The following is a 14,479-nucleotide window of genomic DNA, read 5'->3' as shown; positions in this document are numbered from 1 at the left end:
ATGGTTATTTTCATTACTATGTATTGCAAGGTATCTTACGATAAACAATAAATAAAGTTGTGGGATGATTAAAAAAGTGAGTTGGGGCGTTCTTATCATAGTGGTCATACTGATTGTTGTGTTTTGGAATACGGTTACTTATGGGTTTCAGCAGGCCAAAGGGCAACTAAGTATCACTTTTAATACAGTTCCTGTCGAGGACGTATTGAATGATACTACTGTTGCTGACAGTATCAAACAGAAAATCATCATTATTCAGGAGACACGAACTTTTGCTTTTGATGAACTGGGGTTGGAAAGATCTGACAACTACACCTCTTATTATGATCAGGAAGGTGAGGTAAGCCTTTGGAATCTTTCAGCATCACAACCCTATGCACTTGAGCCTAAAGTGTGGACATTCCCCTTGCTAGGATCCTTCCCCTACAAAGGTTTCTTTGATTTGGATCAGGCGAAAAATGAAATGGAAGTGCTAAAAGACGATGGCTATGATGTACGCATTCGTCCTGTCAGTGGCTGGTCTACTTTGGGCTGGACCAACGACCCTATTCTTTCAAACATGTTGGAGCGACCTGAAGGAGCGCTTGCGGAATTGATTATTCATGAACTGACTCATTCAACCATATTTGTCAAAGATCAAATAGAACTCAATGAAAACCTGGCTTCATTCATTGGCGAACGGGGTGCAGTCCTGTTTCTCAACATGAAATACGGTAAAAATTCCGTTCCGTATTTCGATTATCTTCTAGCAGAAGATGACAGTCAGACCTTCAGAAATCAGATGTTGCTTGCCACTCAAATGCTTGACTCGCTTTATCAATCTCTGGATGGAGCAAATGATTCCATTAAATCAGTTCAAAAGCACATCATGATCGATCGCATCATCAGCTCCATAGACACGCTACACTTTCACGACCCTAGATATTATAAAATATTCCTAACCGGAAGACCAAACAATGCCTACTTTATGTCCTATCTCAGATATTACTCCGCCAAGGATTCGCTGAAGGCGCTATTAACAAAAGATTATGCAAACGACCTAAAGTTATTTATTCAGGAAATGAAAGATTATCATGAATAAAAAACGTCAGAACAATGTTCTGACGCTTTAATTAGGTGAGGGAATTAATAAACTTCTTAGTAATTGACCGCTGCTGCAGCATCCAGCGTGCCCCAGCCAAATGATGAACTTCTACCTGGATAAAGGTCAGCCGTTTGTTTCATTTTGTTTAATACCTGGTCGCGGGTCATGCTCGGGTTTTTCCCCCAAACAAGCGCAGCAACCCCTGCTGCTGTGGCTGTTGCCACTGATGATCCTCCTACCGTAGAAGGCTGGTTTCCGCTCATGGCCAATGAAAGTGGATGGTTGTTTGATCCGGTTCTTTCCATAATCACGGTAAAGTCTACCTTACTACCAGAGTGACAAACATCACAGCGTGTGTATCCACTCTCTTTAATGCCTGTAACAGCTACTGTTTCGCTCATAGATGCCGGGAAGATCACTCCGTACCAATTGGTCCAAGTAGTCGAAGTACCTGCCGCAGCAAAAATCAATTTGCCTCGACCGTAGGCATATCTTACCGCGTCAGCCACTTTGGAATTTGAAAACACGTCTCCTATAGACATGCTAATAATTTTCACATCATTTCTATTGCCAAGGTAAACAAGTGCATCTGCCACTCCGGTTTTTTCCTTTCCTCCATTAATTACAACATCTCCAGTCCCGCGAACAGCAACCAGGTTGGCATTATAAGCGACACCTACAGATGAACCATCCGTACTTCTAGGAGCAGCCATCACCCCCGCCATGGCAGTACCATGCCCACAATCATCATCCGGTCCATCAGGGCTGGCCCACCACCACCATGAGCTTACATAAAAGCCATATTTATTAACATACCGACCACTGGAGTAACCTGAATTAAAGTTGCTGTTAAGGTTATCCTGATTTGGTGAAATTCCGGTATCAATCAATCCTATTCCGATTCCACTCCCTGTGCTCGAGTTCCATGCATTTACTACATTATTAGCATACAAATGCCATGAAGCTTTTGCTCCCGGAGCAATATTTACATAATCACTGGCTGGCAACCCATAGTCAGGATCATTGCTGCAGCCTTTGCTGCTTTCGGTCCTTCCGCCATCAACAGTTGGAAAGTCTACCTCATATCCCAGAGGTTCTGCATATCTGACTGTTGCAAGCGACCTCAGGTACTTCACCGCTTCCAGACTGCTCACCTTCATATCTATGAAAGGTAAAACATCATGTTTCTGGATGTTCAAGTCTGCTTCTTGAATACTTTCATTCTCCCCTTGCAGCAATGTGACAGTGTTGTCGATCAGGTCATTCGAAACAGATACCCAGGCTTCTTGCTGAATATCGATTTCAGAAATCCGTCCATTAACATCTGATTCGTCTGCTGGCTGATATCCCACTGTCAATATTGAGTCGCTATGTATCAATGCGCTCCATATCATTTCGTCGGATGCTTCACTCCAGTTAAACTCATCATCATCTTGTAGTGAGCCAATGATGGTGTCGTCAATTTCAGATTTTGCGATGGGGTCTTGTTGCTCAGGTATCGGTTCTACATCTGATTCATTGTTACATGCCAGCAATAGAAATCCTAGCAACACCAAGCTGATTTTAGTGTGTTTCATTACGATTAGGTTAAAGTTGTTAAACATGATACCCCACAAACAAAATAGTATGCATGCAGAGTATTTATTTTCTAATTTAATTAAAATTCAGGATTTGTCCGCAATCTTATTTGGCCTTTAGGATCAAAACCCAAATTCATCAGCTTTTTAATTTCAGCTTTACCAAATTGTTACCTTTTTAACATACAGTTGATTTCTGAGTAATTTTGAATAACGTTGAATGAGATGGTTCAAAGCCGCCACATTCTGTTTGGATCTGGCTGTGGGTTTACCAAAATGTAAAGAATGATTTAAGTAAAAGTTACCGAGACAACCACTCTAGAAAATGGCTAAAAACAATCAAAAAATTCTTGTTGTAGATGATGAAGCTGACATCCTGGAATTGTTGAAGTATAACCTCAGCAAGGAAGGATATGAAGTTAAAACTGCCAGCGATGGGATCAAGGGCGTGGAGATAGCAAAAAGCTTTGTTCCTGACCTGATACTACTAGATATCATGATGCCCAAGCAAGATGGAGTGGAGACCTGTCGTCAAATCAGGGAGCTCCCTGAAATGGCCAATACCTTCGTGATTTTTCTAACCGCTCGTTCGGAAGAGTATTCCGAAGTTGCCGCTTTTGATATGGGTGCCGATGACTATATCACCAAGCCGATTAAGCCTCGTGCATTAGTAAGCAGAATCAATGCACTCTTTAGGAGAGAGTCTAAAAAGAAAAAAGAATCCAACACCATTACCATCGGGGAACTGGTGGTAGACAGAACCAGCTACACCGTAAAGAACGGTGAGGAAAAAATCTCACTTCCTAAGAAGGAATTTGAACTACTCTACTTTCTGGCTCAAAACCCTGGCAAAGTATTTAGTAGGGATGAACTTCTGCAAAATATCTGGGGGACAGATGTATATGTACTTGCACGAACGGTTGATGTACATATAAGAAAGGTGAGAGAGAAGATCGGAAACGATCATATTACAACAGTGAAAGGCGTAGGATACAAATTCGACGCTAATTAATTATAATTAGCCCCTATGCAATTTAATTCTCGTGCGATAGCGTTATTATTAGCGTTGTGTGTGGCGACCATAACTACTGCGTTCCTGTATTTGGTGCCAAACATTACTACCACTTCTATAGTGATCGCCTTTTTATTGTCTTTTTCTTCCTCATACATCTTGGTTCGCCTTGTTCTGGAGTTTCTCTTTTTCCGCCAGATTGAGACCATTTATGAGTCCTTGAAAAAATTGAAGGAAAGCGAAATCACCTTAAGGGGCCGACTCTCATCAGTGAATCCACTAAAGAGAATTAACAGGGAGATTTCAAGTTTTGCCAAGAGCAAGGAGCGTGAAATTGAAGAGCTAAAAGAACGTGAAAATTTCAGAAGGGAATTTATCGCTGATGTGTCACATGAACTCAAGACTCCCATTTTCGCGGCACAAGGGTTTGTTCACACACTTTTAGACGGTGCAATCAACGATAAGGAGGTTCGAAAAAAATTCTTGAGGAAAGCAGCCAAGAGCCTCGATGCACTTGATTTATTGGTGCAGGATATTCTAACTATCTCCCAAATAGAATCCGGCGAAATCAAAATGCATTTCGAGAATTTTGATATGCGAGGCATGTGTGCTGAAATACTGGAACAACTGGAAGATAAGGCGGACAAAAAAGGAGTTGAGCTAAAGATGTCGAAGAAATATAAAGACCCAATCATTGTCAGAGGGGACTATCGTCGCATTTATCAGGTTATGCTCAACCTGATTTCGAATGCCATCAAATACACAAAAAAAGGAGGACAGGCAAAAATCGGATTTCGGGAAATTGCTGGTGACAAAATACGAATTATTGTGACTGACACAGGTAGGGGCATCCCGGAATCAGATATTTCGCGTATTTTCGAGCGCTTTTATCGGGTAGATAAAAGTAGATCCAGGGAAAAAGGAGGAACAGGCCTTGGATTGTCTATTGTGAAGCACATCCTGGAAAGCCACAACTCGGAAATCATGGTAGAAAGTGAATATAAAATAGGTTCCAAATTTTACTTTGAGCTCGAAAAAGCCAATTACATAGATAAGGTGGACGAAGGATGGGAAGAGGAAGAAGACTATGCATAAAAATCTCAAAAAAATCTCATTCAGTGATCTGATCATCACTGAGAATGATAATTACATTGTTGTAAACAAACCTCCTTTTATAGCAAGTCTGGATGATCGGGCGGAAAGCAAAAATCTATTGAGCCTCGCTAAAGAGGTAAATGAAAATTATCAAATCTGTCATCGTTTGGATAAAGAAACTTCAGGAGTGGTGGTTTTTGCTAAGCACCCTGACGCATACAGGAACTTCGCGATGCAACTTGAAAACCGTGAAGTAAAGAAGGTGTATCATGCAGTCATCAATGGCCTACACAAATTCGAAGATTTTGAAGCAGATGAGCCACTATATACCACATCGACCAAATCAAGGGTCGATTTCCGTACGGGGAAACCAGCATTCACCTTGATCACAACGTTGGAGATCTACAAAAAGCACAGCTTGGTAAAATGCTTTCCCGTTACAGGCCGCATGCATCAAATACGTGCGCACTTGGCCCATCACGAGGCACCCATCGTCAATGATCCGGGTTATGGAGGAGACCCGGCCTATTTATCTGAATTGAAAAGAAATTATAATTACAAAAAATGGGAAGAAGAAAATCCCATAATTAATCGTGTAGCTTTGCATTCATATCAAGTAGCATTTCGGGATTTGAATGAGCAAGTGATAGAGGTAGAAGCAGCATATCCCAAAGATTTCTCTGTGTTACTCAAGCTCTTAAGGAAATTTAATTAGAGTAGTGGGTTTGTTTTCTCAAAACAAACTTCTATTTTTGTGTCCCTTTTTCGGGAGGACAGATTTTGACATCATAAAATCAATATAAAATTGGATACTAACAGCTTTAAAACTGTATCATTAAACAGTGCAACTGTAGAGAAGAATTGGGTGATCGTAGACGCTGATTCTCAGATACTTGGAAGAATGGCAAGTGAAGTTGCTAAAATGATTCGAGGCAAGCACAAGCCATCGTACACTCCGCATGTAGATTGTGGAGATAACGTAATTGTGATTAATGCTGATAAAATCAGATTAACTGGAAGTAAGTGGACAGACAAGCAATATGTCCGTCACACCGGCTATCCTGGAGGTCAGCGAATTGAAACGCCAAATAGCATTAAGGCTAAGTCCTCAACTATTCTAATTGAAAAAGCAGTGAAAGGTATGCTTCCAATCAACAGGTTGGGAAGGCAGCTTTTCAAGAACTTATATGTATATGAGGGTGCAGAGCACCCACATGCAGCTCAAAAACCAAAAGAAGTAAAACTATAAACCTGAATGGACAGAATTAATACCATAGGAAGGAGAAAGACCTCAGTAGCTCGTATTTATATGACGAGTGGGAAAGGTGAAATAACCGTTAACGGCAAGGAGCTTAAAACCTTCTTCCCTTCCGAAATTCTTCAAACCATCGTGAAGCAGCCACTAGCAAAAGTGGAGCAGGATGGAAATTTCGACATTGACATCAACGTGACCGGAGGTGGACCTTCCGGACAAGCGGAAGCCGCCAGATTGGCGATTGCTCGTGCACTTACTGAAGTAGATGCAGAGTTTAGAGGCCCGCTTAAGTCTGAAGGATTCCTTACCAGGGATTCCCGAATGGTGGAACGTAAGAAGCCAGGTCGAAGAAAAGCAAGAAGAAGATTCCAGTTCAGTAAACGATAAATTTGAGATGCAAAAACTAGAACATAAAGATCTATTAGATGCAGGTGTTCACTTCGGACACCTTACTAGAAAGTGGAATCCTGCCATGGCTCCATACATTTTCATGGAGAAGAATGGTATCCACATTATCGACCTTCACAAAACATTGGCTTGCCTGGAAGATGCAACTGAATCAATGAAAGCAGTTGTGCGATCAGGAAGAAAAGTGATGTTCGTGGCTACCAAGAAGCAGGCGAAAGAAGTAGTGGAGCAAGAAGCTCAGCGACTAAACATGCCATACGTGACTGAAAGATGGCAAGGTGGTATGCTTACCAACTTTGCAACGATTAGAAAGTCATTGAAGAAAATGGCAGGGATCGAGAAGCTAATGAAGGAAGAGGCTTACCAAAACATGGCAAAGCGTGAGCGATTGATGGTCAGTCGTGCAAAAGCGAAGCTAGAAAAAGTTTTGGGCGGTATTTCTGATCTAAATAGACTTCCTGCAGCACTTTTTGTGATCGACATCAAGCGTGAGCACATCGCGGTAGCAGAAGCACAAAAACTAAATATCCCTGTTTTCGGGATCGTAGATACAAACTCTGATCCTACGAAGATCGACTATCCAATCCCAGGTAATGACGATGCATACAAGTCAATCAAATTGATTACTAGCTATGTAGGTCAAGCACTAGAGGAAGGACTAGCGGAGCGTAAGAAAGATAAAGAGGAGCAAGCACAGGCTGAAGAGCAGGCAGCAAAAAAAGCAGCTGACGAAAAGTCTGAAGTAGCAGAGTAAATCTAAAGACCATAAAATCTTAACATAAAGATTGAACATTGATGGTATCGGTGTTCAATTTTTGTTTGTAGAAAAATTAAAACCAAGAAATAAGATGGCTATTACAGCACAAGACGTAAACAAACTAAGGCAAATGACTGGTGCCGGCATGATGGATTGCAAAAAGGCGCTGACTGAAGCAGAAGGAGATTTTGATAAAGCAGTAGAGCTTTTGAGAAAAAAGGGGCAGAAAGTATCTGCATCCAGAGCTGACCGAGAAACTTCAGAGGGTGTAGTATTTGCCAAAACCAACGACGCTGGAAATGAAGGGGCTTTAATCGCATTCACTTGCGAGACTGATTTCGTTGCTAAGAACGATGAGTTCATTCAGCTTGGAAACCAAATTGCAGAAGCAGCATTCGCAGAAAAGCCTGCTAACTCGGAAGCGCTCAATGCGCTAAGCCTCGGAGATTTGACTGTAGGAGAAAAAATCGTTGAGCTAACAGGTAAGATTGGAGAAAAGCTTGAAGTAAAAGCTTTTGAAATCCTTACTGGTGAAGCCGTAGTTCCATACATCCACATGAATGGTAAGCTTGGAGTCTTGGTAGCATTGAAAAATGCAAACGGAACAAACGTAGAAGAGGCGGGTAAGGATGTTGCAATGCAGATTGCAGCGATGAACCCGGTAGCGGTTGACAAAAATGGTGTAGATCCTGCTATCGTTGAGAAGGAGATTGAAATTGGGAAAGATCAGGCCAGACAAGAAGGTAAGCCTGAAGAAATCATCGAAAAGATTGCATTGGGTAAGCTGAATAAATTCTACAAAGAAAATACACTTCTTAGCCAGGCATTCGTAAAAGACAATAAGCAATCAATCGCTCAATATTTGGATTCCGTTTCAAAAGGATTGACTGTTTCAGAATTCAAGCGAGTTTCTATTGGATAAATAGGAAATATCCATTCGATATAAGAAGCCACCTAGCTGTTTAGGTGGCTTTTTTTGTGCATTAACGCCCATAATATGTAAGCATTATGCTTACGTATATCTAAGAGTAAGCCCCATTCTTTAATAGATTGGATATTGAGACTTTTACATAAAAGAATGTTATGGACAAACAGGTGAATTACATAGATCCGGCCATACTCACTCGCAAATTCGTTAGAACCGGAACATTAGTAAGAATAGCATCGCTTGGGATTGCTTATTTAGCACTCCTTGCAATGTCTCTATAGGGTCTTTTCAACCAGCAAGACCTGACCTAGCCAAGGAGAACTATGCCTTGGCTTTTTTTATTTATTACCCTGAAGGCTCTTTCTAGCCATCTTAACCAATTTCTTATCTCTGATTATTTGCTCCACCGGCCTTCCTGAAATCTTACTTTCAAGCCAGGAAATCAAATCAAGATACAATAACGACCTGCGTTCGTATTTATCCTCAAGTATCTCCAGCAACTCTTCTCTCAGCAACCTGAAATCAGGTTCAAGTTTTTTTCGATCCATGAATACAGAATTTTTCAAGAAATTAAATATCGCTGAATGCACACGCTGGTAATCACTTAGTTTCAACAAGAATCGATATGTGGACTTAATCTGGAAGTCAATCAGATCATCATTGCCAAGTTCATAATGCGAAATCAAATTCAGAATACGGGCGAAACATTGAATATCTTCTTTTAAGGCAATGCTTGGGTGGTTTATAATAATATTTAAATGTTTTATCGCACCGGAAAAATCCGCACTACCGAACTTCAGGCTGGCAATTTTGTAATGGAAGACCATTATTCTGTGAATATCTAAACGACCTTCAAAAGCTTTCATTCTTTGGAGAAATTCATCCGAATACCTGGCTCCCTCTGTAAACCTTCCTTCTATGATGTATGAATTGAGATTAGCTGTTTCCAGATAGATGAAAGACTGAATCACCTGATTTTCATTGAATCTATGCTGATGTTTGGAAGTGAATTCCTTGAGTTTCTTATGATTCTCAATAAACCTGCCCACATCATCACAATAGAAAAGGGCAGCAAGCACATTGTGCAAGCCGCGAATGTACATCTCCGGCTCACTCTCTAACAGGACTTCATTTTTCTCATACACCTGACACCACTTTTTAGCATAAGCGTAGCACCTGACAAAGTCTTGCGATATATAGTAGTACCAAACGTAACATTGGAATTTGTAAATGGTATCTTCATATTCAGTATCCTTAGTTCTTGGAAGACTCTCCTTGAACATCGCAGAAAGCTTATGCTGCTGCTCCTCACTTTTGCTGTGACCAAACTTCAGGTAATAGTCATACAGCTTGAGCGATAAGTCCGACCAAGCACCTTCAAAGTAAAATCGACTTCTGAGCTGTGAGGATTCATTAGTCAATTCATCGGCTCGCTGAGAGTGACTCCTGGTCACATATCTTCCTTCGATCTTTTTCTCAAATTCTACAATCTCCAGTCTGAGAATATCCATTTTAAGCGTACTGGAAATCTGCTTAGCCTTTGCCAGTTGGGCCAGACTCTGAACATAGAGTCCTTTCTTGTGCAACAACTCAGCATAGCTAATGTGATCTTTAATGCGAATACGTGGATCATCAGATTGTAGCAAACGCAAACTCACCAAAATCTGCTCGTACAACCGGGCTTTGTGATTGGAAAGTGTATTGGCTTTCAACTTTGGGAAAGCTTCCTGAATTTTCTCATCATTCCAGTGAGGAAGCTTATCAATCACATCAAATAATCTGATAGAAATCAGCTCTTTATCCGTTGTGTTCCTTTTCACATACAGCTTAAAATTTCGCTTTTCAGCCTTTGTCAGCCGTTTAATGAGCTCGAATAATTGATATGATAATTGCTTGACCAAGTGAATCTACAAGATATTAAGTGATTGATTTTTAATATGTTATAACTAAAAATGCAGACTTGAACAGATGAATAATCAAAATATAAGGTTTCATCAAACCTCTCCTAGCGACCACATTTGTTCACGCACGTAAAAATAGCACTAAGTTGAAATGAGCAAACTTCACATTTTCGATACCACATTAAGAGACGGTGAACAAGTACCGGGCTGCCAGTTAAAAAGTGAAGAAAAGCTTGAAATTGCTTTCCAGCTGGAGAGCCTTGGTGTTGACATTATAGAGGCTGGATTTCCGGTCTCAAGTCCTGAAGATTTTAAGTCTGTGGAGCTCATATCCCAGCACATTAAAGAATCAACCATCTGCGGACTCACTCGTGCTGTTGAAGATGACATTGATGTAGCGGCCAAAGCGCTTAAAGATGCCGCTAACCCAAGAATTCATACCGGTATTGGGACTTCAGAGTTTCACGTAAAGTATAAGCTGAACACTACTAACGATGACATCATCAATCGTGGTGCTCATGCTGTGAAATATGCCAGAAACCTGGTTTCAGAGGTTGAGTTTTATGCCGAAGATGCCGGCAGAACTGATAATGAATTCCTTGCCCGAGTGGTTGAAGCGGCAATAGATGCTGGAGCTACTATCATCAACATTCCGGATACCACCGGCTACTGCTTGCCGGAGCAATTCGCAAAAAAAATAACCTACCTGGTAAACAATGTTCCAAACATTGATAAAGCCATTCTATCTACACACTGTCATAACGACCTGGGTTTGGCAACAGCCAACAGCATTGCCGGAGTGATGGCAGGTGCAAGGCAAGTGGAATGTACAATTAACGGAATAGGTGAGCGCGCCGGAAATACTTCATTGGAAGAGGTCGTGATGATCATCAACCAGCACCAGCATATCAATTTGACACACAAGATCGACACCACGCAAATCACTTCAATGAGCAAAACGGTATCATCCATGATGAATATGCCTGTCCAGCCTAATAAAGCTATCGTTGGATCAAATGCATTTTCGCACTCTTCAGGAATTCATCAGGACGGGGTGATCAAGAAGCGAGAAACCTATGAAATCATTGATCCGGCTACTGTAGGAGCAGCAGGATCAGAAATAATACTGACTGCCAGAAGCGGAAAGGCCGCATTGAACTACCATGCTAAAAAATTAGGGTACGAATTGGAACCGGAAGACCTGAAAGTTGCATATACGGAATTCTTAGAGGTGGCCGACCAAGTCAAAAATGTGGGATCCACTCATCTACATAAAATTTTCAAAACCATCAAGGCTTACGCATAATGTCAAAGACACTATTCGATAAAATATGGGATGCACACGTGGTGAAACATATCGCTGATGGCCTTGATGTCCTGTACATCGATCAGCACTTCTTGCATGAAGTTACCAGCCCTCAGGCTTTTGACGGCCTTCGAAAAAGAGGAGTTGAAGTGTTCCGCCCGAAGCAGTGTGTAGCCACTGCCGACCATAACGTACCAACAAAAAATCAGGATCAACCTATAAAAGATCCTTTATCTGCTAATCAGGTAAACTCGCTGATCAGAAACTGCGAGGAGTTTGGAATCGAATTGTATGGAATTGGGCATGAAAATCAAGGCATTGTTCACATCATTGGCCCGGATCTGGGCATCACTCAGCCAGGTATGACCATCGTTTGTGGCGATAGTCACACTTCTACTCACGGTGCATTTGGCACGATCGCATTTGGTATCGGCACCTCGCAAGTTGAGCAGGTCCTTGCCGCGCAAAGTCTGGTGCTCTCCCGACCTAAAACCATGAATATTGAGGTAAATGGAAAACTAAATAAAGGAGTCACTGCAAAAGATGTTGTGTTGTACATCATTGCTCAACTGGGGGCCGAAGGCTCCACCGGCTATTTTGTAGAGTATAGCGGGGAAGTATTTCGAAATTTCACCATGGATGAACGCATGACCGTTTGCAACATGAGCATCGAAATGGGGGCCAGAGGTGGCCTGGTTGGAATTGATCAAACAACCGTCGATTACGTTACCAGTAGGGTAGAAATTCCTAAAGAAAAGATATTTACCTGGCTGTCGCTTAACACGGATGAAGATGCAGCCTTCGATAAAACGGTAAAACTTGATGCTGCGGACATTCATCCGCTGGTAACCTGTGGAACGGCCCCTGATACCGGCATCCGTTTATCGGATCGGGTGAGTGCCTCAAAGCACATTACCAAAAAAGCTCTGGGCTACATGCAGTTTGATCAGGATGATCAAATATCCGATCAGTCTGTCGATTATGTGTTCATCGGTAGCTGCACAAATGGAAGAATTGAAGATCTGCGGGCTGTGGCAAATTTGGTAAAAGGCAGAAAAAAAGCAGATCACGTGAATGTGTGGGTGGTTCCTGGATCTATGAAGGTTCGCTCTCAGGCCATTGAGGAAAACCTGGATAAAATCTTTGAAGAATCAGGCTTTGAGTTTCGTGAGCCCGGCTGCAGTGCCTGTCTGGCCATGAATGAAGACAAGATTCCGGCAGGATCACTTTGCGTTTCAACTTCTAACAGAAATTTTGAGGGACGGCAAGGAGAAGGAGCACGTACTGTTTTAGCCAGCCCACTTACAGCCGCAGCATCCGCCATTACAGGAAAAATTACTGATCCAACCCTATTTCTAAACTGATGGAGATTCGATCAAAAGCCATACCGCTACCCATAGATAACATTGATACAGACCAGATCATCCCTGCTAAATTTTTGAAGCAGACGGATCGGCTAGGGTACGGAAAGAACTTATTCTATGCGTGGAGATATCTGACAGATGGGAGTCCAAATCCGGATTTTGAATTAAACAATCCAGCCAGAAAAGATGCTGAGATCCTTATAGCTGGAAACAATTTCGGATGTGGCTCGAGCAGGGAACATGCCGCTTGGGCAGTTGCAGATTTTGGCATCAAAGTGATTTTATCTACGCAATTCGCTGATATTTTTAAAGGCAATGCTTATAACAACGGCATCCTTCCAATTGAGCTGGATGAGCAATCGATAGTAGCTATCACCCAGTTGGTTTTAGATCAGTCGGAAACTGAAATCGAAGTATCCCTTCTGGATCAGCTGGTTAAAGTTTCTAAACTCAATCTGGAAAAAAGCTTTCACATATCTCCATTTAAAAAAGAGTGTCTGCTGAATGGCGTTGATGAAACCGACTACCTGATAAAGCTTAGAGATCAAGTAGAACAATTTGAACAACAGAGATGAAAAAAAATATAACCATACTACCCGGTGATGGAATCGGCCCTGAGGTCGTTTCACAGGCAACTAAGGTCATGCATGCCATCAATGCTTATTTTGGCCATGACTTCACCCTGAAGCACGGACTCATTGGAGCAAATGCCATTGATGAGACGGGCTCACCCCTTCCGAATGAAACGCTTGATTTATGTTTGAATAGTGATGCAATCTTGCTAGGATCCATAGGCGATCCGAAATACGACAATGATCCAAACCTGAAAGTCAGACCGGAGCAAGGACTACTCAAATTGCGGAAATCCCTACAGCTGTTTTCGAATATCCGACCGGTTAAAACCTATGATATCCTAAAAGGTGTTTCCCCACTTAAGGAGCAATTGCTGGAAAATGTGGACATGGTGATCTATCGGGAGCTTACCGGTGGTATTTATTTCGGTGATAAAGTACTGTCAGATGATGGCTCGCATGCCCATGATTCGTGTGATTATACGACACATGAGATCAGTCGAATTGCTTATCAGGCATTTGAGGCTGCAACGTTTAGAAGAAAGAAACTCACCCTGATTGACAAGGCCAACGTGCTGGAAACCTCCAGACTGTGGAGGCGTGTCATTCAGGATATCAGCAAGGAATATCCTGAGGTTGAGGTAGAGTACATGTATGTGGATAATGCCGCCATGCAAATGATGCTCAACCCAGGAAACTTTGATGTGGTGTTGACTGAAAATATGTTTGGCGACATTATCTCGGATCTATCAAGTGTGATCACCGGTTCGCTAGGAATGTTGCCATCCTCTTCAGTAGGAACTAAATCAGCTCTATTCGAACCTATTCATGGTTCCTATCCTCAAGCGAGCGGAAAAGATATTGCTAACCCAATGGCTACTATCCTTTCAGTTGCTATGATGTACGAACACTTCGAGCTTTATGAAGAAGCTAAAACGATCCGAAAAGCTGTTGATTGGGCGCTGGAACATAAGCTCGCTACGGAAGACATTTTGAAAGACAAAAATGAAGCAAGCCCATGTTCCAAGGTTGGAGATTCTATCGCATGGTTTATCGAAGAAGGCGGGAAAATGGAAATGAATAAGGATTCAATAAACCTTTCCCTAAATTGCATTATCTAACAACAATATATCGAGGGAGAAAAACCGAACGTGCAAAACACCATAGTCAATATCGTCTCTATTCTTAACGTCATTATCATTTACGATATGCGCTGAGGA

At 41.8% G+C, this 14,479-nt stretch carries 14 protein-coding genes; 12 read left to right on the top strand and 2 right to left on the bottom strand.

All coding sequences use genetic code 11. The annotated features are described in order from the left end of the window. Positions 1-64: 64 nt before the first annotated feature. Complete coding sequence (locus ACP14Y_RS12100) at positions 65-1,081, top strand: aminopeptidase (protein ID WP_424963222.1); 1,017 nt, start codon at positions 65-67, stop codon at positions 1,079-1,081. 56 nt (positions 1,082-1,137) lie between these two features. Here the strand turns inward: ACP14Y_RS12100 and ACP14Y_RS12095 are convergent, their stop codons facing one another. Continuing rightward, entirely contained in the window at positions 1,138-2,661 is a 1,524-nt protein-coding gene (locus ACP14Y_RS12095) for a S8 family peptidase (RefSeq protein WP_424963221.1), read from the bottom strand. 325 nt (positions 2,662-2,986) lie between these two features. Between ACP14Y_RS12095 and ACP14Y_RS12090 the strand changes: the two genes are divergently transcribed. From ACP14Y_RS12090 to tsf, 7 genes are all read left to right on the top strand, one after another. Continuing rightward, positions 2,987-3,673: a response regulator transcription factor gene (locus ACP14Y_RS12090; RefSeq protein ID WP_424963220.1), complete on the top strand. Its 687-nt coding sequence runs from the start codon at positions 2,987-2,989 to the stop codon at positions 3,671-3,673. A gap of 15 nt (positions 3,674-3,688) precedes the next feature. After that, a complete protein-coding gene (locus ACP14Y_RS12085; protein ID WP_424963219.1) occupies positions 3,689-4,768 on the top strand; it encodes a sensor histidine kinase in 1,080 nt (359 codons plus the stop codon). Continuing rightward, on the top strand, positions 4,761-5,483 hold the full coding sequence (locus tag ACP14Y_RS12080) for an RluA family pseudouridine synthase (RefSeq protein WP_424963218.1): 723 nt from the start codon (positions 4,761-4,763) through the stop codon (positions 5,481-5,483). Before ACP14Y_RS12085 ends, ACP14Y_RS12080 begins: the two co-directional genes overlap by 8 nt. Before the next feature lie 90 nt (positions 5,484-5,573). Then, positions 5,574-6,017, top strand: a complete 444-nt coding sequence (rplM, locus tag ACP14Y_RS12075; protein WP_349565031.1) for a 50S ribosomal protein L13 — start codon at positions 5,574-5,576, stop codon at positions 6,015-6,017. 6 nt (positions 6,018-6,023) lie between these two features. Beyond that, positions 6,024-6,410 (top strand): 30S ribosomal protein S9, encoded by a 387-nt coding sequence (rpsI, locus tag ACP14Y_RS12070; RefSeq protein WP_349565033.1) that lies wholly within the window; start codon positions 6,024-6,026, stop codon positions 6,408-6,410. A gap of 7 nt (positions 6,411-6,417) precedes the next feature. Next, positions 6,418-7,185, top strand: a complete 768-nt coding sequence (gene rpsB / locus ACP14Y_RS12065) for a 30S ribosomal protein S2 (protein ID WP_424963217.1) — start codon at positions 6,418-6,420, stop codon at positions 7,183-7,185. Positions 7,186-7,279: 94 nt separating this feature from the next. Beyond that, positions 7,280-8,110, top strand: coding sequence for a translation elongation factor Ts (tsf, locus tag ACP14Y_RS12060; RefSeq protein ID WP_424963216.1), 831 nt, complete (start codon positions 7,280-7,282; stop codon positions 8,108-8,110). Between the two features lie 344 nt (positions 8,111-8,454). Here tsf and ACP14Y_RS12055 read toward each other — a convergent pair whose 3' ends face one another. Continuing rightward, complete coding sequence (locus ACP14Y_RS12055) at positions 8,455-9,936, bottom strand: hypothetical protein (RefSeq protein WP_424963215.1); 1,482 nt, start codon at positions 9,934-9,936, stop codon at positions 8,455-8,457. 232 nt (positions 9,937-10,168) lie between these two features. On the opposite strand from ACP14Y_RS12055, the gene ACP14Y_RS12050 reads away from it, so the two are divergent. Genes ACP14Y_RS12050 through leuB form a run of 4 tightly spaced genes read left to right on the top strand, consistent with a single transcriptional unit; the run spans position 10,169 to position 14,380 of the window. Further along, positions 10,169-11,323 (top strand): 2-isopropylmalate synthase, encoded by a 1,155-nt coding sequence (locus ACP14Y_RS12050; protein WP_424963214.1) that lies wholly within the window; start codon positions 10,169-10,171, stop codon positions 11,321-11,323. Next, complete coding sequence (leuC, locus tag ACP14Y_RS12045; RefSeq protein WP_424963213.1) at positions 11,323-12,687, top strand: 3-isopropylmalate dehydratase large subunit; 1,365 nt, start codon at positions 11,323-11,325, stop codon at positions 12,685-12,687. The genes ACP14Y_RS12050 and leuC overlap by 1 nt, the downstream gene beginning before the upstream one ends. Then, positions 12,687-13,262 (top strand): 3-isopropylmalate dehydratase small subunit, encoded by a 576-nt coding sequence (gene leuD, locus ACP14Y_RS12040; RefSeq protein WP_424963212.1) that lies wholly within the window; start codon positions 12,687-12,689, stop codon positions 13,260-13,262. Before leuC ends, leuD begins: the two co-directional genes overlap by 1 nt. Further along, on the top strand, positions 13,259-14,380 hold the full coding sequence (leuB, locus tag ACP14Y_RS12035; RefSeq protein WP_424963211.1) for a 3-isopropylmalate dehydrogenase: 1,122 nt from the start codon (positions 13,259-13,261) through the stop codon (positions 14,378-14,380). The genes leuD and leuB overlap by 4 nt, the downstream gene beginning before the upstream one ends. Positions 14,381-14,479: the final 99 nt, after the last annotated feature.

Source organism: Ekhidna sp., from assembly GCF_965247405.1.
Lineage (GTDB): Bacteria > Bacteroidota > Bacteroidia > Cytophagales > Cyclobacteriaceae > Ekhidna.
This window is presented reverse-complemented; position numbering and strand designations above follow the sequence as displayed.